The 20,544-nt window shown below is 69.4% G+C and carries 21 protein-coding genes; 3 read left to right on the top strand and 18 right to left on the bottom strand.

Going from position 1 to position 20,544, the window contains the following annotated elements; all coding sequences use genetic code 11:
- Positions 1–9: 9 nt before the first annotated feature.
- The 12 genes from E5S69_RS23735 to E5S69_RS23680 form a co-directional block, all read right to left on the bottom strand.
- Positions 10–885 (bottom strand): SDR family oxidoreductase, encoded by an 876-nt coding sequence (locus E5S69_RS23735; protein ID WP_171517041.1) that lies wholly within the window; start codon positions 883–885, stop codon positions 10–12.
- A gap of 10 nt (positions 886–895) precedes the next feature.
- Complete coding sequence (locus E5S69_RS23730) at positions 896–2,047, bottom strand: acetyl-CoA C-acetyltransferase (RefSeq protein ID WP_171517097.1); 1,152 nt, start codon at positions 2,045–2,047, stop codon at positions 896–898.
- Positions 2,048–2,067: 20 nt separating this feature from the next.
- Positions 2,068–3,135: an acyl-CoA dehydrogenase family protein gene (locus E5S69_RS23725; RefSeq protein WP_171517040.1), complete on the bottom strand. Its 1,068-nt coding sequence runs from the start codon at positions 3,133–3,135 to the stop codon at positions 2,068–2,070.
- A gap of 20 nt (positions 3,136–3,155) precedes the next feature.
- The gene (locus E5S69_RS23720) at positions 3,156–4,322 is read right to left on the bottom strand and encodes an acyl-CoA dehydrogenase family protein (RefSeq protein ID WP_171517039.1); all 1,167 of its coding nucleotides are present in this window, start codon (positions 4,320–4,322) and stop codon (positions 3,156–3,158) included.
- Positions 4,312–5,106, bottom strand: a complete 795-nt coding sequence (locus tag E5S69_RS23715; protein ID WP_171517038.1) for an enoyl-CoA hydratase family protein — start codon at positions 5,104–5,106, stop codon at positions 4,312–4,314. The genes E5S69_RS23720 and E5S69_RS23715 overlap by 11 nt, the downstream gene beginning before the upstream one ends.
- A 129-nt stretch (positions 5,107–5,235) precedes the next feature.
- The gene (locus tag E5S69_RS23710) at positions 5,236–6,315 is read right to left on the bottom strand and encodes an NAD(P)H-dependent flavin oxidoreductase (RefSeq protein ID WP_171517037.1); all 1,080 of its coding nucleotides are present in this window, start codon (positions 6,313–6,315) and stop codon (positions 5,236–5,238) included.
- Positions 6,312–7,202 carry an enoyl-CoA hydratase gene (locus E5S69_RS23705; RefSeq protein WP_171517036.1) on the bottom strand — a complete coding sequence of 297 codons (891 nt, stop codon included), beginning with the start codon at positions 7,200–7,202 and terminating at the stop codon, positions 6,312–6,314. The genes E5S69_RS23710 and E5S69_RS23705 overlap by 4 nt, the downstream gene beginning before the upstream one ends.
- Positions 7,203–7,218: 16 nt before the next feature.
- On the bottom strand, positions 7,219–8,019 hold the full coding sequence (locus E5S69_RS23700) for a ketoacid CoA transferase (protein WP_171517035.1): 801 nt from the start codon (positions 8,017–8,019) through the stop codon (positions 7,219–7,221).
- A gap of 16 nt (positions 8,020–8,035) precedes the next feature.
- A complete protein-coding gene (locus E5S69_RS23695) occupies positions 8,036–8,926 on the bottom strand; it encodes a CoA transferase subunit A (RefSeq protein ID WP_171517034.1) in 891 nt (296 codons plus the stop codon).
- Between the two features lie 15 nt (positions 8,927–8,941).
- Positions 8,942–9,838, bottom strand: a complete 897-nt coding sequence (locus E5S69_RS23690; protein ID WP_171517033.1) for a VOC family protein — start codon at positions 9,836–9,838, stop codon at positions 8,942–8,944.
- A gap of 106 nt (positions 9,839–9,944) precedes the next feature.
- Positions 9,945–10,661 carry an EthD domain-containing protein gene (locus E5S69_RS23685; RefSeq protein ID WP_171517032.1) on the bottom strand — a complete coding sequence of 239 codons (717 nt, stop codon included), beginning with the start codon at positions 10,659–10,661 and terminating at the stop codon, positions 9,945–9,947.
- A gap of 231 nt (positions 10,662–10,892) precedes the next feature.
- On the bottom strand, positions 10,893–12,080 hold the full coding sequence (locus tag E5S69_RS23680) for a helix-turn-helix transcriptional regulator (protein ID WP_171517031.1): 1,188 nt from the start codon (positions 12,078–12,080) through the stop codon (positions 10,893–10,895).
- 234 nt (positions 12,081–12,314) lie between these two features.
- Between E5S69_RS23680 and E5S69_RS23675 the strand changes: the two genes are divergently transcribed.
- Together E5S69_RS23675 and E5S69_RS23670 are read left to right on the top strand one after the other, a co-directional pair.
- Positions 12,315–13,145, top strand: a complete 831-nt coding sequence (locus tag E5S69_RS23675; protein WP_171517030.1) for an SDR family NAD(P)-dependent oxidoreductase — start codon at positions 12,315–12,317, stop codon at positions 13,143–13,145.
- Between the two features lie 43 nt (positions 13,146–13,188).
- The gene (locus tag E5S69_RS23670; RefSeq protein WP_171517029.1) at positions 13,189–14,088 is read left to right on the top strand and encodes an NAD-dependent epimerase/dehydratase family protein; all 900 of its coding nucleotides are present in this window, start codon (positions 13,189–13,191) and stop codon (positions 14,086–14,088) included.
- Positions 14,089–14,134: 46 nt separating this feature from the next.
- On the opposite strand, the gene E5S69_RS23665 is transcribed toward E5S69_RS23670, so the two are convergent.
- Genes E5S69_RS23665 through E5S69_RS23655 form a run of 3 tightly spaced genes read right to left on the bottom strand, consistent with a single transcriptional unit; the run spans position 14,135 to position 16,189 of the window.
- The gene (locus E5S69_RS23665; protein WP_171517028.1) at positions 14,135–14,893 is read right to left on the bottom strand and encodes an SDR family oxidoreductase; all 759 of its coding nucleotides are present in this window, start codon (positions 14,891–14,893) and stop codon (positions 14,135–14,137) included.
- 25 nt (positions 14,894–14,918) lie between these two features.
- Positions 14,919–15,767, bottom strand: coding sequence for an SDR family NAD(P)-dependent oxidoreductase (locus E5S69_RS23660; RefSeq protein WP_171517027.1), 849 nt, complete (start codon positions 15,765–15,767; stop codon positions 14,919–14,921).
- Positions 15,768–15,769: 2 nt separating this feature from the next.
- Positions 15,770–16,189: a nuclear transport factor 2 family protein gene (locus E5S69_RS23655; protein ID WP_171517026.1), complete on the bottom strand. Its 420-nt coding sequence runs from the start codon at positions 16,187–16,189 to the stop codon at positions 15,770–15,772.
- A gap of 235 nt (positions 16,190–16,424) precedes the next feature.
- On the opposite strand from E5S69_RS23655, the gene E5S69_RS23650 reads away from it, so the two are divergent.
- The gene (locus E5S69_RS23650) at positions 16,425–17,291 is read left to right on the top strand and encodes an SDR family NAD(P)-dependent oxidoreductase (protein WP_171517025.1); all 867 of its coding nucleotides are present in this window, start codon (positions 16,425–16,427) and stop codon (positions 17,289–17,291) included.
- Between the two features lie 96 nt (positions 17,292–17,387).
- Here the strand turns inward: E5S69_RS23650 and E5S69_RS23645 are convergent, their stop codons facing one another.
- Genes E5S69_RS23645 through E5S69_RS23635 form a run of 3 tightly spaced genes read right to left on the bottom strand, consistent with a single transcriptional unit; the run spans position 17,388 to position 20,536 of the window.
- Positions 17,388–17,843, bottom strand: a complete 456-nt coding sequence (locus E5S69_RS23645; RefSeq protein ID WP_171517024.1) for a nuclear transport factor 2 family protein — start codon at positions 17,841–17,843, stop codon at positions 17,388–17,390.
- Between the two features lie 16 nt (positions 17,844–17,859).
- Positions 17,860–19,491, bottom strand: a complete 1,632-nt coding sequence (locus E5S69_RS23640) for a FadD3 family acyl-CoA ligase (RefSeq protein WP_171517023.1) — start codon at positions 19,489–19,491, stop codon at positions 17,860–17,862.
- A 1-nt stretch (position 19,492) separates the two neighbouring features.
- Positions 19,493–20,536, bottom strand: coding sequence for a ferredoxin--NADP reductase (locus tag E5S69_RS23635; protein WP_171517022.1), 1,044 nt, complete (start codon positions 20,534–20,536; stop codon positions 19,493–19,495).
- Positions 20,537–20,544: the final 8 nt, after the last annotated feature.

Below are 20,544 nucleotides of genomic sequence, written 5' to 3'. Positions count from 1 at the left end.
CCGTCTCGCTCAGGTGCCGTAGACCGGCTGGGGCGGCTGCGCCTGCGCGAGCAGCCCTGTCACCGCCGCGCCGATTTCCGCCGGTTGCCAGCGCGCGCCCTTGTCGGCCTTCGGGCCGGTGCGCCAGCCGTCGGCCACCGACACCATGCCGCCGGCCGCCTCGAACATGCGCCCGTTGACCCGGGCGGAATCCGCGCTGCCCAGCCATACCACCAGCGGCGCGACATTGGCCGGATCGTAGTAGTCGAAGCCGCCCGCCGGCGCCTTCATCATCTCTGCGAACACGTCCTCGGTCATGCCGGTGCGCGCGGCCGGCGCCAGCGCGTTGGCGGTGATGCCGTAGCGGCCCAGTTCCGCGGCCTGCACCAGCGTCAGCGCGGCAATGCCGGCCTTGGCGGCGGCGTAGTTGGACTGCCCGACCGAGCCCTGCAGCCCCGCGCCGGAACTGGTGTTGATGATGCGCGCGTCGACCGCGCGCCCCGCCTTGGCGGCGTCGCGCCAGCGCCGCGCCAGCAGGTTGGCCAGGCAGAAGTGGCCGCGCAGGTGCACGCGCATGACGTCGTCCCAGTCGGCCTCGGTCAGGCTGACAAACATGCGGTCGCGGCAAATGCCGGCGTTGTTGACCAGCACATGCACCTCGCCGAAGGCCGCGACTGCGGCATCGACGATGCGCTGCGCGGTGGCCAGCTGCGTGATGTCGTCAGCGTTGGCCAGCGCGCTGCCTCCGGCCGCGCGGATCTCCACGCAGACGGCCTCGGCCGCCTCGCGCCGGATGTCGTTGACGACCACGTTGGCGCCCTCGGCGGCGAAGGCCAGCGCATAGGCACGGCCCAGCCCGCCGCCGGCGCCGGTGATGATGACGGTGCGTGCGTCGCAGATTCCCATGACGATCTCCTTACAGCCGTTCGATGATGGTGACGTTGGCCAGGCCGCCGCCCTCGCACATGGTCTGCAAGCCGTAGCGGCCGCCGGTGCGTTCCAGTTCGTGCAGCAGCGTGGTCATCAGGCGCGCGCCGGTGGCGCCGAGCGGGTGGCCCAGCGCGATCGCGCCGCCATTGGGATTGGTGCGCTCGGGCGCATAGCCGGTCTCGGCCAGCCAGGCCATTGCCACCGAGGCGAACGCTTCATTGATCTCGACCACGTCGATGTCGGCCAGGCGCAGGCCGCTGCGCTCGAGCGCGCGCCTGGTGGCGGGAATCGGCGCGGTCAGCATCCACAGCGGGTCGTCGCCCAGCACGCTCATATGCGCGATGCGCGCGCGCGGCGTGAGGCCGTAGCGCTTGAGCGCGTCCTCGGAAACGATCAGCAGCGCGGCGGCGGCATCGGCGGTCTGGCTGGACACCGCCGCGGTCAGCGCGCTGCCGGGCATCAGCGGCTCCAGCGCCGCCATCTTGGCCAGTGTGGTATCGGGGCGCGGGGTTTCGTCATGTTTCACGCCCTCGCACGGCACGATCTCGCGCGTAAAGCGGCCGCCCTCTATCGCCGCAGCGGCACGCTGGTGGCTTTGCAGCGCATAGGCTTCCATGGCCTCGCGCGACAACTTCCAGTGATCGGCAATGCGCTGCGCGGCGTGGAACTGCGACACCGGCGCATCGCCAAAGCGCGCCTGCCAGCCCTTGCTGCCCGAGAACGGGTCGGCAAAGCCCAGCGCCTGCCCGGCCAGCATCGCCGACGAGATCGGGATCTGCGTCATGGTCTGCACGCCGCCGGCAATCACCACGTCCTGCGTGCCGCTCATGACCGCCTGCGCGGCGAAGTGCACCGCCTGCTGCGACGAGCCGCACTGGCGGTCCACGGTCACGCCCGGCACCGCCAGCGGCAGGCCGGCGGCCAGCCATGCGCTGCGCGCGATATTGCCGGCCAGCGGGCCGATGGTGTCGACGCAGCCGAACACCACGTCGTCATAGTCTTCGGCAGGAATGCCGTTGCGGCGCACCAGTTCGGCCAGCACGAAGCCGCCCAGGTCGGCGCCATGCAGGTGCGACAGTCCGCCCTTGCGGCGCCCGGTGGGCGTGCGCAGGGCATCAACGATATAGGCGTCTTTCATGGTCATTGGTCTCTTTGGATTCAGGCGAAGGTGGCGCCGGCGCCGATGTCATGCGCGCCGTCAAGGATGTGCGCGCCCATGCGCGCCTTGTGGAAGGCACGGTCGCCCCAGCTTCCCGCCAGGGCCCAGGCCCGCTTGGTGAAGATCTGCAGGTCCAGCTCCCAGGTGTAGCCCATTGCGCCATGCACCTGGATCGCCTGTCGCGCCGCGCTCCACGCGCAGCGTGCGGCGGCGACGCGGGCGTGCGAGACATGCAGCCCGGCGTGCGGCAAGCCATGCGCCAGCGCCGCCGCGGCGCGCAGCAGCACCGGCTTGGCGAACTCCAGCTGGATCGCCACGTCGGCCAGCAAATGCTTGACCGCCTGGTAGGCGCCGATAGGCTTGCCGAACTGCTTGCGCTGCGCGCTGTAGTCGATCGCCAGGTCGAGCATGCGCTGCGTCAGGCCCAGTTGCTGCGCGGCCACGCCAAGCGCGCCGCGGTTCAACGCCGCCTCCCACAGGACGGTGCCGGCGGCGACCAGCTCGGTGTCGGCCGCCGGGGTCCAGGCCAGCTCGAACAGCCGGCGCGAAGGATCGAGGCCGGTGCGGGGCGTCAGCGTGGCCTGGTCCGGCCGCAGCAGGTGCACGGCGCCGGCGTGCGCGCACAGGATGGCATCGGCCACATGCGCGTCGGCCACCAGCCGCTCGTGCGGATGGGCCACCGCGATGCGGGCGTCGCCGGATGCAACGCGCTCCAGCAGCGCGGCGCAGCGCGCGCGCGCCGACCCATGCGGCGCAGCGTCCAGTGCATCGCGCAGCAGGCCGGTGGCTACCAGCGCGGTATCGAGCAGCGGCTCAGGCAGCGCAAAGTAGCCGCAGGCCTGCGCCAACGGCGCCCATTCCACCTCGCCCAGTCCCATCCCGCCCTGCTCGTGCGGCACCATCAGCGCGGTCAGTCCCTGCTCCGCCAGCTGGCGCCACAACGTGTCGGAGCGCCCGGTGCCGGTGCTCCACAGCTCGCGCGTCAGCTCCGGCGTCATCTCGGTCATCAGGAAGCGCCGGATCGCCTCGGCAAACTGCTCCTGCTCTTCGGTCAATGCGAAATCCATGGTGTTTTCCCCGGGTGCCGTCATGCGCGCGGCATGCCGAGCAGGCGCTCGGCGACGATGTTGCGCTGGATCTCGTTGGTGCCGGCGTAGATCGGCCCGGCCTGCGCGAACAGGAAGCCGTCCAGCCAGTGGCCCAGCGAGCCCGGCGGCTGTTCCGCCGGTGCCACCTCCGCCGCCTGCCCCAGGATGGCCAGCGCGGTGTCGTGCATATGGAGGTCCAGCTCCGACCAGAACACCTTGTTGGTGCTGGACTCGGCCCCGATGTGGCCACCGCGCACCAGCCGGCTGGCGGTGGCGTAGGTCGACAGCGTGTAGGCCTCGGCATCCATCCATGCGCGCAGCACCGCTTCGCGCAGCGACGGATCGCGGTCCGCCGCCTCGCGGTTGGCCTGGTACAGCCGGACCAGCGCGCGCGCGGTTTCCTGGAAGCGGGCCGGCGAGCGCAACATCAGGCCGCGCTCGAAGCCGGCGGTGGCCATCGCCACCTGCCAGCCGGCGCCCTCGGCTGCCAGCCGGTTCTCCACCGGCACGCGCACGTCGTCGAAGAAGATCTCGGCAAAGCCGGTCTGGCCGTTGAGCTGGCGGATCGGGCGCACGGTGATGCCCGGCGCATTCAGCGGCACCAGCACGAAGGTCAGCCCATGGTGGCGCGTCGAGGCCGGGTCGGTGCGGAACAGGCCGAACAGCCAGTCCGCCCAGACCGCGCGCGTCGACCAGATCTTCTGGCCGTTGATCACGTAGTCGTCGCCATCGCGGATCGCGCTGCAGCGGATCGCAGCCATGTCGGAGCCGGCATTGGGCTCGGACCAGCCCTGCGCCCAGATATGCTCGCCGGCGGCCATGCGCGGCAGGAAGCGCGTCTTCTGCGCCGGCGTGCCAAACTCCATCAGCGTGGGCCCGAGCAGGAAGATGCCGTTCTGGTTGACGCGCATCGGCGCGCCGGCACGCCAGTACTCTTCCTCGAAGATCAGCCACTCGATCAGGTCGCAGCCGCGCCCGCCCAGCTCAGCCGGCCACGTGACCATGCTCCAGCGGCCCTGGTTGAGCGTGGCTTCCCAGGCGCGGTGCTGGGCAAAGCCTGCCTCGGTGTCAAAGCTTTCCAGCGGGGTGCGCGGCACGTGCGCGGCCATCCAGTCGCGCACCTCGGCGCGGAACGCGCGCTGGGCGTCGGTGTACTCAAGCTGCATCGCGTGCTCCCCGCGCGGAACCGGCGAAGCTGGCCTCGCGGCCCTCGACGAACGCGGCGCGCGCCTCGCCGGAATCCGCGCTCATGTACGCCTGCAGCGTGAAGCCCTGCTCCCAGCGGTATTTGTCCTCAAGGTTGCCGTCTTCCACGCCGTTGAGCGCTTCCTTGGCCAGCTGCAGCATGGCCGGGCTCTTGGCCGCGATCTGGCGCGCCAGCGCCATGGCGGCGTCGCGCAGTTCGCTGCGCGGCACGACGCGCTCGACCGCGCCGAGCCGGTAGGCCTCGGCGGCATCGATCATCTCGCCGGTGAAGTACATCGCCCGCACCTTCTGCACGCCGAACATGCGCTGCAGGTGCGCGCCGCCGCCCATCGCGCCGCGGTCGATCTCGGGCACGCCAAAGCGCGCGCAGTCCGATGCGACGATGATGTCGGCCGCGCCGCAGATGCCGATACCGCCGCCCAGCACGAAGCCGTGCACGGCGACAATGACCGGCTTGGGATTGCGATGCACGGCGCGGAAGGTGGCGTAGTTGCCGGCATTGACGCCGACGATGCGCTCCGGGTGCGCCGACAGCTCCTTGATGTCCACGCCCGCGCAGAAGCCGCGGCCTTCGCCGCGCAGCACGATCACGCGCACGGCGGGGTCGGTGCCCAGTTGGTCGATCGCGGCGGCCAGCGCATGCCAGCCGGCGCTGTCGAGCGCATTGACGGGCGGATGGTCGACCACCAGTTCGGCGATGCCGTGGGCGGTGTCGATGCGGAAGGGTTGGTGCGTCGGTTTCATGGTTGGTTGGCTTTTCCTGTCTTTTCGTGCGTTGGTGTGGCTTTGATGGCTCGCTGCGATGGAAGCGCCGGCCCTCTCCCCGGCCCTCTCCCGCTTGCGGGAGAGGGGTTGGGGGAGAGGGCAGGCGCATCAACGAACCACAGCCTGCCGCGTTGCCACCGCCTCCATCCGCGCTAGCGCCTGGTTGACCATCCCCGTTACGATCTGCTCGCACGACTCGATGGCACCAATCGCCGCCGCCGCCTGCCCGCTGGGCAGCACCCCTTCATCCGGGCACCCCTCCACCATCGCGCGCTGGATCAGCACCGGCGCGTTGGCAGCCATCAGGGTCTGGGCGGCGCTGTAGTCCTGCTCGCGCATGGCGCGCCACGCCGTCGCCAGCAGTTGCGAGCCGCGCATGCCGGTGCGCGCCTGCCATTTGCGCGCCGCCGCCAGCGCCAGCCACGTGCGCCGTAGCGGGCCGGCCTGTTCCAGCCCGACCAGCAGGTCGTTGTCGATCATCCGCTGCGGCAGCCCGTCGATCGCCAGCGACACGCGGATCTGGCCCGCATCGCGCACCTTGACGTAGCGCTCCAGCGTCCGCGCCGGCACCGGCGACTCGGCCGACATCAGGAAGCGCGTGCCCATGGCGACGCCGGCCGCGCCGTAGGCCAGTGCCGCGGCCAGGCCGCGACCATCGAAGAAGCCGCCGGCGGCCACCACCGGTACGCTGACGCTGTCCAGCACCTGCGGCAACAGCAAGGTCGTCGGCGTGCCGCCGGTATGGCCGCCGCCCTCGCCGCCCTGCACGGTGACCACGTCCGCGCCCATTTCGACGGCCTTGGCCGCGTGCTTGGCGGCGCCCACCGTTGGCATGCAGACCACGCCGGCCGCCTTGAGCCGGCCAACCATCTTCGTGTCCGGGCCGCGCCCGTAGCTGACCGCGCGCAGCCGGTGGCGGATTGCCATCTCGATGACCTCGTCCGCGTTGGTCTGGAACATATGGAAGTTGATGCCGAAAGGCCGGTCGCTGAGCGCCTTGACGCGCAGGATCTCGCGCTCGACCTCGCCCGGCGCAATCGTGGCGCCGGCCAGGAAGCCAAAGGCCCCGGCATTGCCGCTGGCCGCCACCAGCTTCGCATCCGCCACCCAGCCCATCGCCGTCTGCACGATGGGGTAGCGACAGCCGAGCAGGTCGCACAGCACGGTGTGCAGGCTCGCGGTGCTCATGCCTTGTCCTTGTCGCCGGTGCGTTGCGAAGCGGCCATGGCGCGCGCGTCATAGCCGCCCAGCTTGTCGCCGCTGACCAGTTCATTGTGCGCATGGGCAAAGTGGTGCCAGGCAAAGACCGCATCCATCGCGGTGCGCTTGCCCTGCAAGTCTTCCACGTGGTTGACCGCCTGCTTGGTCAGCGTCAGGCCCAGGCGCGGCATCTGCGCCACCTTGGCGGCCATGCCGTAGGTAGCATCCTCGAGCGCATCGCGCGGCACCACGCGGTTGACCATGCCCATGCGCTCGGCGCGTTCGGCGCTCATGCGTTCGCCCAGGAACAGGAATTCCTTGGCGATACGCGGGTGCAGTTCATACGCATGCGCGAAATACTCCACGCCGGGAATCCCCATGCGCACCACCGGATCGGCAAAGAACGCATCGTCCGAGGCCACGATCAGGTCGCACACCCAGGCCAGCATCAGCCCGCCCGCAATGCAGGCGCCGTGCACCATGGCGATGGTCGGCTTGGGCAGCTCGCGCCAGCGCCGGCACATGCCCAGGTAAACCTCCTGCTCGCGCGCATACAGGAATTCGCCACCGGGCTTGTTGACGTGGTCATACCAGAGCGAGGCGCGCTCGAACGACTCGTTGATGTCGCGCCCCGGCGTGCCGATATCGTGCCCCGCCGAGAAATGCTTGCCGGCGCCGCGCAGCACGATCACCTTGACCGCGTCGTCCGCGGCGGCGCGCCGGTAGGCCTCGTCCAGCGCATACGTCATCTTCGAGTTCTGCGCGTTATGGAACTGCGGCCGGTTCATGGTCACGGTGGCAATGCCGTCGGCGACCTGGTAGAGCACTTCGGCATTGGGCCCGAGGCCGATGGCTTCGGTAGCTGGCGATGTCATGGCTGGGTTCTCCGTGTCACGCGCGTCCGGCAGGATTGCCGCGCACGATCGTGGCGCGCAGGTTGTGCGGGTCGAGCTGCGCGATCAGCCGCAGTTCTGCCGGCGTCGGCGCCGCTGTCTCGGGCAGCGCTTCGGCGGGCGCGTTGGCCAGCGCGAAGCCGGTGGCGGCCTGCACCTGGTCCAGGCTCATGCCGGGGTGCAGCGAGCGCACGCGGATGGCATGTTCCGGCCCGCCGAAGTCCATCACGCACAGGTCGGTGACGATCACGCGCAGGTCGACGAAACTGCGCATGCCATCGATCTGGCGTGCCGGGTTGTAGCCGGCGCTGCAGACCATGTCGACTTCGCCGCCGACGAAGGCGCGCGTGCTGTGGCCCGGCACGAAGAAGGAATTGGCGTGGTGGATGCTGTTGCCGGGGAAGCCGCGCGCACCGAGCAGCTGCGTTTTGGGCTGTGCATGCGTGCCGCCCAGGCAGGAGATGTTGGCCTGGCCGAAGCGGTCGATCTGCGTCGGCATCACCAGCGCATGGCGCCGTCCGCCCCACAGGCAGTCGAACACGCGCGCATAGCCCATCCAGCCGCTCGCGCGCACCTGGTAGCCCGGTTCGCGCGGACCCAGGGGGACCGGCGTTTCCACCAGATAGGCCTCGCCGTCGGTCAGCAGCAGGCCGGGGTTGTGCGCAAGCCGCGCCAGCCCGGCGGCGATGCGTGGACCGGTGCCGATACCGGTGGCCAGCACCTCGCCATCGTCGCGCCAGGCGCGGGCCGCGGCGGCGATCATCAGCTCGGCGCGGGTGAATTCATAAGTGGCGCTCACGGTCGCTCCTTGGAGATCAAAGTACGGGCAGCGGCAGGCCGTGCACGTGGCCCAGGCCGCCGATGCACGCCAGGTAATGCGCCTCGCTGGCGCCCACCACCTCGTCGCGGTAGGCACCGAAGCCGTCCTCGGCCTCGGCGCTGGCGCAATAGGACTTCAGCGCCGGCAGGTCCCAGCCGTACGCCGGCGCGCACGAGGTGGGATGGGCGCCGGCCGGTGCGTGCACCACGCCAGTCACCAGCGAACGTTCGAAGGGGTTGTTGCGGGCACGCGCCAGGTGGTCGTCCTCGAGGCGCGGATGCAGGGCTTCGCAGCTCACATAGCAGCGGCGCGCGGCGCGGGCGAACCATTCATCGAAGAACGGATCGGGCCCGTCGATGCGGGTGTTGCCCAGCACATCGCTTTCGTTCACGTGCAGCAGCGCCGCGTCCAGTTCGATGGCGGGCATCGCCACCAGCACTTCGCCATCGGCATAGGGCGAGCGCACGGTGCGCAGGTGCGGGTTCTTGTCCAGTACGTCGGTGCCCAGCGCGGCGCGCGTCGGCAGGAACGGCAGGCGCGCGGCGGCGGCGCGCAGGCCCAGCTGCAGCATGCCCTCGTCCAGCTCCGTCACCTCCAGCAGGCCGCGCTCGCGCGCCTGGCGGAAATACGGCTCGAGCGGAATCACGTCGAGCGAGACAAAGCCGAACACCAGCCGGCGCACCTTGCCGGCCGCGCACAGCATGCCCACCTCGGGGCCGCCGTAGGCGACCACGGTCAGGTTTTTCAGCGGCGAGCGCAGGATCTCGCGCACCAGCGCCATCGGCTTGCGGCGCGGGCCCCAGCCGCCGATGCCGAGGGTCATGCCATCGGCGAGCTGGCCGACCACGTCGGCCGCGCTCATGGTCTTGTCGATCGTCTTGGTCATAGGTCTGTCCCGCGCTTAGCGGTATCCGATGCTGAAGTCATGGCCCCACAGGCTCACGCGCGTGGCCTCGTAGGCGGCGTGGTGGCTCCAGTCCACCACCAGCCCGCCGTGGCCGAACTCGAGGTCGAAGCCGCCGGGGGTCTTCATGTAGAAGGAAGTCATGCGGTCATTGCAGTGCTGGCCCAGCGTGGCGGAGAGCTTCACGCCGTGCTGCTGCACGCGGTCCAGCGCGCGGCCCACCTCGGCCATGTCCGGGACCTCGGCCATCACGTGGATGCAGCCGGCTTCGGACGGCATCTCGAAGATCGCCAGGCTGTGGTGGCGGCCGTTGCCGCAATGCATGAAGTGGATGCGCTTCTCCGGCTCCGCCGGGTCGCTGGTGAAGCGCACACGGAAGATATCGGACAGGCCGAAACCCATCACATCGCACAGGAAGGCGTAGGTTTCGTCGAAGGCCGGCGCGGGCAGCACGGCATGGCCCGCCCCCATCGGATCGGTGATGAAGCGCGGCACGCCCACCGGCGAGACAAAGCGCAGGAAGTCCGAGCGCATGCCCCATGAGATCTCATGGCGGTTGCCCGACGGATCGGCGAACCAGGCCATGGCCTGCACGCGGCGCTGCGCGAGCTCCGCGGCACTGGCGTGCACGACCTCCACGTTGGCCTGGCGCAGCGTGTCCAGCGCATGGCGGTAGGCCGGCTCGTCCGCCAGTTCCCAGCCCGATGCCAGGTAGCGGTCGCGCGCGCCCGGCACCACCAGGTAGCGGTAGTCGCGCTCATCCATCTTGACGTACAGCGCACCGCCGGGGGCACCGGAACAGGCCATGCCCAGCACCTGTTCGGCATAGTGTCGCCACTGCCCGATGTCGGTGGACTCGACCACGATGTAGCCAAGCGCACGAATGTCCAACATGCCGGTCTCCTCAGGTTCATTGCCACTGCTGGCTGATGAGACCTATTCTTCCGTGCGCCGCGACTCGGCACATCGTCCAGTGGGACTAGCCGGTCCGGTGACGGAATCAGGCCGCGGCGGGGCGCACGATGTACTGGCTGGTGGGAATCACGTCGATCTTGTCGAAGTCGATGAAGCGCTGGCAGCTGGCCATCATGGCCTGCAGGTTGCGCTGGAATTTTTCCTCATCGCCTACGGCATCGAAGAACGCCTGCGGGTCGGTCATCGCGTCGTCCGGGAAGCACTCTTCGACGATGGCGTCGTAGGGCGGCGCGGCGTACGTATGCGGCCGCACCACCACGTTCTGCACGTAGAGGAAGTTGTCCTGGGTCTCGACCGCTACTGGCGTATGGTGGTTGTGCCAGGTGTCCAGCCACGCCTGTGGCGTGAGCCGGGGCGGCCGTGTGAGGAAGGCCAGCTGCGCAAAGCCGGGCGTGCGCTCTCCGGGCGCCGCCGGAAAACGCGTATTGCGGATGGGCTGGGATTCCGTAACGAGGTAGCCGGCCATGCGGCCCGCGGCGGCCTCAATTGCCTGGTCGAACGGCTGGCGCAAGCGGTCGATGGCGCTGTCCATCCAGACCGAAACCAGCCCCTCCATCTGCGGGCGGGTATTCGCCTGCCGCAGGCCCGCGGCAGGCCATACCGCATCATCGGCCACGTTCACCTGCAGTCCGCGCGCGCCCAGTCCCAGCAGCTTGTCCGCAAGCGTTGTGCGCAGCCGGCGTGAGAATTCCGCCGGCTCGGTCCGCGGATCGCGCCAGACGATATAGATAACTTTTTCCATGCTCCACGCTCCCTGTTACAGGTGCCGGCCAAAGCCGGACAGGTTGATGCGTGCGTGGAACAGGGGCGAGCGTGGACAGCACGCATCGCTGCGTCTGCCTGACGTGCCATCATGTGCCGCGCCCGCTTGTCATGGGCATGCTAGGAGCGCGGCTCGCGGCGCTCATCCTCCAATCGGACTAGGAGGACCGACGGCAACGGCGTGCGCGCCGGCCGGCTGACGTGAAGGCGCTCAGCCGAGCGTCACGACACTGCTCAGCAGCATGCGCACAAGCGTGGCCTGCCGCGTGACTCCCGTCTTGGAGAAAATCGCGCGCAGGTGGGCGCGTGCCGTGTTCTTGCTGGTACCCAATGCCTCCGCCGCTTCGTCCAGCGTCATGCCGTCGGCAAGCACCAGTGCCAGGGAGGTCTCCGCTGGCGTGAGGTCGAACAGCTTGCGCACCACCTCGTGCGAGGCGCGCGACTTGCGCTCGGGATCGCGGATAAAGACCGCGCAGGCCGGACGATGCCGGTTTTCTTCCGACCATTCGCTGAGCGGAATGGTGCGGATCAGCACGCCCAGCTTGCCGCGCCCTGACGGGCGCGTGATCGACATGGCCTCGGCCAGCGCCGGCGCGCTGCCGTGGTGTCCCATCTGGGCACGGCGCAGCAGGTACTGGAACTTGCGGCTTTCGTGGGCGTACGCGATTTCGAAGGTGTTCCCGTTCAGGCGGATGCCATCGTTCTCCGTCAGGATCTCGTCGGCTTCGGGATTCTTCTTGAGGATCGTGCCGGCGGCGTCGAGGATCACCATGCCCACCAGCATGCGATCGATCGCGCCCGCATAGAGCGAGCGCTCCGATTCCACCACATCCTGCCGGGAATGCAGCCGGACCGCGCGCTTCAGGTGCGGCAGGATCACCCCGCAAGCCGCCTTTTCCACGTCCGAGAAATCCCGCGCGTGGTCCTGGCGGCAAACGCGCAGGCGGCACTCGACACCGTCCTCGGTACGGATGTCCGCGCCCAGCAGGTACCGGATGCCGAGCGGCTGCAGGAATTGCCGGTAGATCTCGCTGCGGCACCAGTTGCCCGCGCCCAGCGCTTCATCGACCGTCACCGCCCGGTCGGTGGGCAGGTTGATGAAGGGATCGATGGCGTAGTAGTAGCTGTTGTATGACGCCTCCGCCTCCAGCGAGGTGCCGCGCTCCGACGCATGCACCGCCAGTCCGCTGCGGTCGCTGGCGGGCGAGCGCAGGATAAAGCTCACGTAGCTGGCGTCGAGTTGCTTGCGCAGCATCTCGAGCGCATGGCCCCACGGCACCGGTTCCATCGGTCCTTCGTAGACCGCGGCCAGCAACGCGCTGAATTGCGCGACGCTCAGGCCAGACTGCGCAAGCAAAGGCGTGGCCACTTCCTGCGCCTCAACGGTCGCCATCAACATTCTTGGTCTCCTGATTCCACACCATGTGTGTGCCCGCCGGCGCTCTGCGGCACCTGGCGGCTGCGCAGATTATAGGGATGCTGCGCGCCGGTGTCCGCCACGCGGCGTTCTTGTTTTGCCCTGGTTTGCGCCACACTGGTGTTTTCCCTGACCTGCAATCGGACGATGTCCGTGCCGCCCGCCGCCGCTCCAATGTCGGCATCCCCGCAGTGCAACCGAAGGAGATCGACTCAGATGGATTTCACCGACAAGACCGTGCTGGTCACCGGCGGCGGCGCCGGCATCGGGCTGGCCACCGCGCAAGCCTTCCTGGAGCAGGGGGCGCGCGTGGCGATCCTCGAGATCGACGCGCAGCGGGCCGACCATGCCCACAAGCTGCTGGGCCAGGCCGGCGCCGAGGTGCTGGTGGCGCAGGGTGACGCGGCAGATGCCGCCACCGTGCGCGCCCTGGCGGCGCAGGTCGAGGCGCGCTTCGGCGCGCTGGACGTGCTGGTCAACAACGCCGGCGATTTCCTGCGCATCGCCAAGCCGTTCGAGCTGTATGCCGACGACGAGATCGCCAGTCTTTACGCCGCCAACCTGGGCCACGTATTCACCGTCACGCGTGCCATGTTGCCGCTGCTGCGGCGCAGCGCCGCCGGCAGCATCGTCAGCGTGTCGTCGATCGAGGCCTTCCGCGGCATCCCGTACTGCAGCGTGTACGCCGCCTTCAAGGCGGCCATCACGGGCTTCACGCAGAGCCTGGCGCTGGAACTTGCGCCGGCGGGCATCCGCGTCAACCTGATCGCCCCCGAGACCACGGAAACCCCGCAGGTGCCGGTGGCGCAGATGGTTGCCGCGGAACACCAGCACCATATCCCGCACTGGATCCCGCTGGGGCGCTTCGGCACGCCACGGGACATTGCCGACGGCATCCTGTTCCTGGCCAGCGCGCGCGCAGCCTGGATCACGGGCACGGCACTGCACGTCAACGGCGGCGCGCTTGCCGCCGCCGGCTGGTATCGCGACCCAAAAGGGACCTGGACCAACATGCCGGTCATCGCCGGCAACGGCATGAACCTCTGATGGCCGCGCGCCGTGGCCACCTCACTCACCCAAGGAGACAAGCATGAAAGTACTGATCGTCGGCGGCACCGGCATGATCGGGGGCCACGCGGCCTTGCACCTGCGCAGCCGCGGGCACGATGTCACCATCGCGGGACGCAACCGCCCCGCCCCCGGCACGCCGCTCGGCGAGCTGGACTTCCTGCGCTGCGATTACATCGCCAATGACCTGCCCGTGGCGCGGCTCGGTGCTTTCGACGCGCTCGTGTTCGCCGCCGGCAACGATGTGCGCCACGTCCCGCCGGGCGGCGACGAAGCGGCCCACTGGGAACACGCCAACGTCCAGGGCGTGCCGCGCTTCTTCCGCGCCGCGCGCGATGCCGGCATCGGGGTCGCGGTCCATGTCGGCAGCTTCTATCCGCAGGCCGCGCCGCGGCTGGTGGAGGGCAACGCCTACATCCGCTCGCGCAAACTGGCCGATGAAGGCGTGCGCGCGCTGGCCACGGACGCCTTCCGCGTGAGCAGCGTGAATGCGCCGTTTGTCGTGGGCACGGTGCCGGGCCTGACGGTGCCGATGTTCCAGGCCTATACCGGCTATGCCCGCGGCAACCTTGCGCCGATGCCGGATTTCGCGCCGCCGGGGGGCGTCAACTTCATCTCGGCCGTGTCGCTGTCGGACGCGATCGAAGGTGCCCTGCTGCGCGGCGAGAATGGCAAGGCCTACCTCGTGGGCGACGAGAACCTGTCGTTCCAGGACTACTTCGGCGCGTTCTTCCGCAATGCGGGCCGGCCGGTGCCGCCGGTGATCGACCAGGAGCATCCGCTGCTGCCGGACTCGGCCATCTGCTTCGGCCGGGGCAACACGCTCTACTACGAGCCGGATGCGGCCGAGACCGCACTGCTCGGCTATCGTCGCCGTGACATCCTGCGCACGGTGAGCGAGATCGTGTCGCAATACCGCTGATACGGCGCCGCGGCGGCCCGCGCCAGCAGCGCGGCCGCGGCGGGTCTTACAGCCCCGAGACCATCTGCGCGTTGTCGATGCGCAGTTCCGCGCCGTTGATGAAGCGCGACGCGTCCGAAGCCAGGAACAGCACCAGGTTGGCAACATCCTCCGGCTGGCACATGCGTGCCATCGGGTCCGTGCCGATGCCCAGCGCCACCGGATCCAGGCCCGGCACCAGCGCCTGCGTCATCGGCGTCCAGATCCCGTCGGGGTGGATGGAATTGCAACGGATGCGGTAGCCGTTGCGCTTGCAGTGCACGGCCACGCTGCGCGCCAGCGCGGTCACGGCACCTTTCGCACCGCTGTACGCGCACATCATCGGCAATCCGCCCAGCGCCGCCACCGACGACATCACCACAATGGAGCCACCGGCCGGGTTGCCCTTCATCGCCTGCACGCCGAACTTGCAGCCGAGGAAGTAGCCGTCGGCATTGACGCGCATCACCTGCCGCCAGGTATCCAGCGAGGTTTCCTCGATCGATCCCGGCGGACAGATGGCTGCATTGTTGACCAGCACATCGAGCCGGCCGAAGCGGTCCTGCGCGGCGGCCATGGCCTTGCGCCAGTCCTCCTCGCTGGCAATGTCGTGGCGCACGAACAGCGCCGCAGCGCCGATCTCGCGCGCCACCGCCTGGCCGGCCTCTTCGTTGACATCGGTGAGCACCACGCGCGCGCCTTCGGCCGCCAGCAGCAGCGCATCGGCGCGCCCTACCCCGCTGGCCGCACCGGTAACCAGCACGACCTTGCCCTCGACTTGATTCATCGTTTCTCTCCTTGGGTGATCCGCCTCAGGCGGCGTCAGGGATCCTGCCGGCCAGCACCGCGCGCAGCGCGGCTTCGCCATACATGGCCGCCACGGTTTCATCGAGGATGGGGTTGCCGCGCAGTTCGCTGCCGCCATCGACGGCGATGCTCTGTCCCGTCACCCAGCCAGATTCCGGCCCGGCCAGGTAACGCACCGCGCTGGCGATGTCGTCCGGCTCGCCGGCGCGGCCCAGCGGCATCTGCGCGACGAACTTGTCGAGGATGGCCGGGTTGTCGAACATGGGCCCCGTCGCGCCGGAACGGGTAAGCCCCGGGCGCACCGCGTTGACGCGGATGCCGCATCCCGCCAGCTCCTCGGCCGCGGCGCGCACGAATGCTTCCAGCCCCGCTTTCGCAGCGCAGTACGCAGACAGCCAGCGGCAGGTCATGCGCGCCGCGTTCGACGAGATACAGACGATCGCGCCGCCATGCGGCGCCATCAACGGCGACGCCTGGCGGATCGCCAGGAACGCGCTGGCGATGTTCAGCTCCAGCTCCGCCATCAGCGACGCGGTATCGTGCATCAGCAGCGGGCGGAAACCGCCGCCGCCAACGGTCGCCACGACGATATCGAGGCGGCGCCCCAGCTCCCAGGCCTGCTGCAGCGCGGCCTGGACGTCATCCTCGCGGCAAGCGTCGCCGACGCGGATTTCCACCGTGGCGCCGGCCACCGCACCGCACAGGCTGCGCCGTGCCGCTTCCAGCGCTTCGCGACGCCGCCCCATCAGGACGACCGCTGCGCCATCACGCAGCAGCGCCAGCGCGCTGGCCGCGCCGATACCGCCCGCGCCGCCGGTGACGAGTGCGGTCTTGCCTTCAAGTACCCGAGTCATGGTCATGCCCCCCGCAGCGGCAGGTCCTGCGTCCAGTCCACCACCAGTTCGCGCGCCGCAATACGCCACTGGCCCTGCGACCGCTCGAAGCGATCCTGGTAACGGATGCCCCAGTCCAGCTTGCGCGCCACCCCGTCCTGCTCATACAGGTGGTGGGCCACGCAATAGGTTTCCCCGGTCGCGGTATCGCCATCGAGCACCACCATCTGCTGGTGTACGTGGTGCTGCGTCGCGCTGTACTGGCCGAGCGATGCCATGCCGTCGACGATGGCTTGCGCGCCGTCCATGCGAAAACCCGGCCCGGTCAGCTGTGCATCCGGGCTGAACAGTTCTGCCAGGCGCGGGAAATCGCGCCGGTCCACCGCCTGCGCATAGCGGCAGGTCAGCGCGTGAATGGCTTGCTTGTGCTCCAGTTCGGACATGGCCAGGCTTACTCCTCGGTTGTGACCGGCGGCGCCGATACGGCACCCTGCCGGTGGTTGGGTTGGCGAGTATCGTCGGCCCAGCCGCGCCGGCAGCCATCGTCCGCGTGGAGTAGCCGGCCATGGCACCGCTTAGTCCGAACGAAGGATGTCCCGAAGCCACGCCCGCCCCAAGCTGCGACGGAGCGCGGGCGGCCACTACGATGCCCGCACATCACTGACACAGGAGACAGACATGAAGCAGGCGGAACAGGCCATCGTCGCGGTCGTCACGGGCGGCTCGCGCGGGGCCGGCAAGGGCATTGCGCTGGCGCTGGGCGCGGCAGGCGCGACCGTGTACGTGACCGGGCGTACCGAGCAGGAAGGCAATGCGCCGCTGCCCGGCACCATCCACGCCACGGCGCGGGAGATCGACACGCTCGGCGGGCGCGGCATCGCGGTCGCCTGCGACCATCGCGACGACGCGCAGGTGGCGCGGCTGTTCGAACGCGTGCGCGAGGAAGCCGGCGGTATTGACATCCTCGTCAACAACGCGACCTTCCTGCATGACGAGCTCATCATGCCGGGGCCGTTCTGGCAGAAACCGCTGGAGATGACCGGGATTCTCGATGTCGGCCTGCGCTCGGGTTACGTGGCCAGCTGGCATGCCGCGCCCATCATGGCCGCGCAGGGCCGCGGGCTGATCGTGTTCACCTCGTCATTTGGCGCCAACTGCTACATGCACGGTCCGGCCTACGGCGCGCAGAAAGCCGGCATCGACAAGTTCGCGCACGACATGGCGGTCGACCTGCGACCCTACGGGGTTGCGGCGGTGTCGCTGTGGATGGGGCCGCTGCGCACGGCGCGCACGCTGCGGGTATGGGAGAAGCATCCGGACAAGTACGCGGCCTTCGCGCCGGTGGCGGAGACCCCTGAGTTCACCGGGCGGATTATCGATGCGCTGTACCGCGACCCCGCGCTGATGGACAAGTCCGGACGGGTGCTGATCGGGGCGGAGGCGGCGCTGGCTTATGGCATCGTCGACGCGGAGGGGGTGCAGCCGCCGTCGTACCGGCAGGCGCTTGGGGGGCCGCCGCCGGTGCATCCGGCAATTGTGGAATAAGAATCAGGCGCGCTCGCGTTGGAACGTGCCCCCCCCTCTCGCATACGCTCCCCTCTCCCGCAAGCGGGAGAGGGGAGCAAACCAGCGCGGCCTCTCCTACCCTTCTTGCGACAACAACCCCGTAGTGAACACCGTCGACCGGATCAGCCAGGCCCCATCGATCCGCACATACGCATCCGCATAACGACCCGTCAGGAACGTACGCGAACCACTGGCATCATCCAGCGCCAGGTAGGCCAGATCCCAGCTGCCCTGCGCCGTGTTGTCATCCAGCACATGGATATCCCCCTGCCCCGCAAAATGCATCTCCCGCAGCGTGGGTCGGCACGCCAGCTCTGCAAAGCACTGAACCAGCGCGTCGCGCCCCGCAAAGCTGCCGATCCGGTCATAGTGGATATGCGCGTGGTCCGGCACGAAGCAGGCGCGCATCGCGTCCGGGTCCTTGTCATCGCAAGCGCGCAGGTAGCGCAGCTTGAGCGCGCGGATCGCCTCCGCGGCTTCCAGCCGCGCCACGCGGTCGGCAATGGTGGTAATGGCGGCAATTTCGGTCATGATTGATTCCCCTTGATCAGGCTTCGCGCAGCTGGTACTTCAGCACCTTCCCCGCTGCGCTGACGGGCAGCGAGGTGACGAACAGCACCTCGCGCGGCACCTTGTAGTTGGCCATGTGCCGGCGCGCCCAGGCGATCAGCGTGTCGGCGTCGACGCGAGCGCCGTGGCGCAGCACCACATAGGCGCGGCCGACCTCGCCCAGCCGCTCATGCGGCATGCCCACCACGGCTACCTGCGCTACGGCAGGATGGGCCACCAGCAGCTTCTCCACCTCGGCCGGGTAGCAGTTGAAGCCGCCCACGATAAACATGTCCTTGATGCGGTCGGTGATGCGCAGGTAGCCGCGCGCATCGAGCGTGCCGACGTCGCCGGTATGCAGCCAGCCGTCGCGGTCGATGGCTTCGGCGGTGGCTTCGGGCAAGCCGAAATAGCCCTGCATCACGTTGTAGCCGCGCACCAGCACTTCGCCCGGCTCGCCGGTGGCAACCGGCTCGCCGCGCACATCGACGCAGCGGATCTCGATGCCGGGCATCGCGCGGCCCGAGGTGGCGGCGACGGTGTCGGCGTCGTCGCCAGCGCGCGTCAGCGTGGCAAAGCCGCACGACTCGGTCAGGCCATAGCCGGTGATGATGATGTCGAAGCCCAGTTCGTCGCGCATGCGCTGGATCAGCGCCGGCGCGATCGCCGATGCGCCGGTCACGGCCACGCGCAGCGAAGACAGGTCGAACTCGCGCAGGCGCGGCGCGTTGAGCAGCGTCTGGTACAGCGTCGGCGGCCCGGGCAGCACGGTGATGCGCTCGTTCTCGACGCGCGTCATCACGGCCTCGGCATCGAACACCAGGTGCGGCAGCACCGTGGCGCCGCGCGACAGCGCCGCCAGCCAGCCGGCCTTGTAGCCGAAGGTATGGAAGAACGGATTGACGATCAGGTAGCGGTCCCCTGCCCGCACGCCAGTGATGGCGGCCCAGCCGTCGATGGCGCGCAGGTTCTGCGCATGGGCCGTCATCACGCCCTTGGGCCGGCCGGTGGTGCCCGAGGTGAACATGATGTCCATCGGGATGTCGCCGCGCACGCCGGCCTCGCGCACGGCCAACGCCGCCATGTCGGTGCGCGGCGCCAGCGCGAGGAAGTCGTCCCATGCCAGCTCGTCGGCGCCGGCGCGCCGGTCTTGTCCCGGGCGCAGGATCACCAGCCGTTCGAGCGTGGCGGGACGATGTGGCGCCAGCATCTGCGGATAGCTTTCGCCGAGGAAGCCGTCGACGCAGAACAGCAGGCGCGCGCCGCTGTCGGCCAGCACCGCGCCGGCTTCGGCGCCTTTCATGCGCGTATTGAGCGGCACCAGCGCCGCGCCCACGCTGTGCGTGGCCAGCGCGGCGATGATCCATTCGGAAAAGTTCGGCGCCCACAGCGCCACGCGGTCGCCGGGTTGCACGCCCAGCGCCATCAGCGCACGCGCCGCCTCGATCCGGCTGGCGTCGAGCGCGGCGTAGGTCAGGCGCAGCCCGTCTTCCTGGATGGCGATGCGCTCGCCGTGGCGGCTGACCGCGCGCCGCAGCAGCTCGGGGATGGTCTCGGCAATGCCGTCGTTTGCCGCGGCTTCGATGCCGGCCGGTGCCACAATGGCGTCGAGGGTGTCTGATGGGGTCATGTCAATCCGGGAACTTCAGGTGGATCTCGCTGCTGGCCGGGCGCGCCTGGCAGGCCAGGGTCCAGCCCGCCTCCAGGTCGGCGCGGTCGAGCACATGGTTTTCGCCGAGCGTCACGTCGCCCTGCGTCACCTGGCACATGCAGGCGCCGCACAGGCCGGCGCGGCAGGAGTTGGGCGCAGCCACGCCGGCGCGCTGCAGCGCGTCCAGCACGGTTTCGTCGGGGGCGGCGTTGAGCTGGTGGGTGGCGCCGTCGAGCTGCACCGTCAGCGCCGCGCCGCGCATGGCTGCCGGAGCGGCCATGACGGGCGCTGCCGGCTGGCTGGCCGCGGGCGCATCCGGCAGGGAAACGAAGCGCTCCACATGCAGCTTGCCGCGCGGCACGCCCAGCTGCTGCAGCGCCGCCTGCGCCGCGTCCATGAACGGCCCCGGCCCGCAGACAAAGCACTCGGCCAGGCTCCACGGACGCACCAGTTCCTCGATCTGGCGTTGCGTGGGCGGCCCCTGCACGCTGTCCAGCCAATGGAGCACGCGCAGCCGGCCTGGGTGCTGGCCGGCCAGCTGGCCGAGCGCCTCGCGGAAGATGATGGAGCGCTCGTCGCGGTTGGCATAGACCAGCGTCACCGCGCCACGCCCGAGGCGCAGCGCCGCCTTGGCGATCGACAGCACCGGGGTGATGCCGCTGCCGCCGGCCAGCAGCAGGAAATCGCCATGCAGCGTAGGCGGGGTGAACACGCCGGCCGGCGGCATCGCCTCGATCGTATCGCCCGCGCCAAGGTGGTCGCAGATCCAGTTGGAGACGCGCCCGCTTTGCACCCGCTTGATCGTCACGCGCAAGGCGTGGTCGACCTCGGGCGAGCTCGAGAGCGAATAGCAGCGCTGCATCGGCACGCCGTCGACGGGCACGCGCAGCGTCAGGAACTGGCCGGGACGGTAGGCGAAGGCATCGCGCAACCCGTCGGGCAAGGCGAACACCAGCGAATGCGCCTGTTCCGTTTCCGTAATGACTTCGGCGATCTGCAGCCGATGGAATTGCACTGGCGCCATGATTTCCT

Source organism: Cupriavidus necator (genome assembly GCF_013141915.1).
Lineage (GTDB): Bacteria > Pseudomonadota > Gammaproteobacteria > Burkholderiales > Burkholderiaceae > Cupriavidus > Cupriavidus necator_B.
Note: the sequence above shows the minus strand (reverse complement) of the source record. Positions and strands in the feature narration are given on the sequence as shown.

What these genes read in the sequence shown, in the direction of transcription:
- E5S69_RS23640 (WP_171517023.1), bottom strand. Translation starts at nt 19,491, where the DNA reads ATGACCCCATCAGACACCCTCGACGCCATTGTGGCACCGGCCGGCATC.
- E5S69_RS23690 (WP_171517033.1), bottom strand. Translation starts at nt 9,838, where the DNA reads ATGTTGGACATTCGTGCGCTTGGCTACATCGTGGTCGAGTCCACCGAC.
- E5S69_RS23705 (WP_171517036.1), bottom strand. Translation starts at nt 7,202, where the DNA reads ATGACATCGCCAGCTACCGAAGCCATCGGCCTCGGGCCCAATGCCGAA.
- E5S69_RS23680 (WP_171517031.1), bottom strand. Translation starts at nt 12,080, where the DNA reads ATGTTGATGGCGACCGTTGAGGCGCAGGAAGTGGCCACGCCTTTGCTT.
- E5S69_RS23645 (WP_171517024.1), bottom strand. Translation starts at nt 17,843, where the DNA reads ATGACCGAAATTGCCGCCATTACCACCATTGCCGACCGCGTGGCGCGG.
- E5S69_RS23650 (WP_171517025.1), top strand. Translation starts at nt 16,425, where the DNA reads ATGAAGCAGGCGGAACAGGCCATCGTCGCGGTCGTCACGGGCGGCTCG.
- E5S69_RS23660 (WP_171517027.1), bottom strand. Translation starts at nt 15,767, where the DNA reads ATGACTCGGGTACTTGAAGGCAAGACCGCACTCGTCACCGGCGGCGCG.
- E5S69_RS23725 (WP_171517040.1), bottom strand. Translation starts at nt 3,135, where the DNA reads ATGGATTTCGCATTGACCGAAGAGCAGGAGCAGTTTGCCGAGGCGATC.
- E5S69_RS23665 (WP_171517028.1), bottom strand. Translation starts at nt 14,893, where the DNA reads ATGAATCAAGTCGAGGGCAAGGTCGTGCTGGTTACCGGTGCGGCCAGC.
- E5S69_RS23685 (WP_171517032.1), bottom strand. Translation starts at nt 10,661, where the DNA reads ATGGAAAAAGTTATCTATATCGTCTGGCGCGATCCGCGGACCGAGCCG.
- E5S69_RS23735 (WP_171517041.1), bottom strand. Translation starts at nt 885, where the DNA reads ATGGGAATCTGCGACGCACGCACCGTCATCATCACCGGCGCCGGCGGC.
- E5S69_RS23675 (WP_171517030.1), top strand. Translation starts at nt 12,315, where the DNA reads ATGGATTTCACCGACAAGACCGTGCTGGTCACCGGCGGCGGCGCCGGC.
- E5S69_RS23670 (WP_171517029.1), top strand. Translation starts at nt 13,189, where the DNA reads ATGAAAGTACTGATCGTCGGCGGCACCGGCATGATCGGGGGCCACGCG.
- E5S69_RS23715 (WP_171517038.1), bottom strand. Translation starts at nt 5,106, where the DNA reads ATGAAACCGACGCACCAACCCTTCCGCATCGACACCGCCCACGGCATC.
- E5S69_RS23710 (WP_171517037.1), bottom strand. Translation starts at nt 6,315, where the DNA reads ATGAGCACCGCGAGCCTGCACACCGTGCTGTGCGACCTGCTCGGCTGT.
- E5S69_RS23695 (WP_171517034.1), bottom strand. Translation starts at nt 8,926, where the DNA reads ATGACCAAGACGATCGACAAGACCATGAGCGCGGCCGACGTGGTCGGC.
- E5S69_RS23720 (WP_171517039.1), bottom strand. Translation starts at nt 4,322, where the DNA reads ATGCAGCTTGAGTACACCGACGCCCAGCGCGCGTTCCGCGCCGAGGTG.
- E5S69_RS23655 (WP_171517026.1), bottom strand. Translation starts at nt 16,189, where the DNA reads ATGTCCGAACTGGAGCACAAGCAAGCCATTCACGCGCTGACCTGCCGC.
- E5S69_RS23730 (WP_171517097.1), bottom strand. Translation starts at nt 2,047, where the DNA reads ATGAAAGACGCCTATATCGTTGATGCCCTGCGCACGCCCACCGGGCGC.
- E5S69_RS23635 (WP_171517022.1), bottom strand. Translation starts at nt 20,536, where the DNA reads ATGGCGCCAGTGCAATTCCATCGGCTGCAGATCGCCGAAGTCATTACG.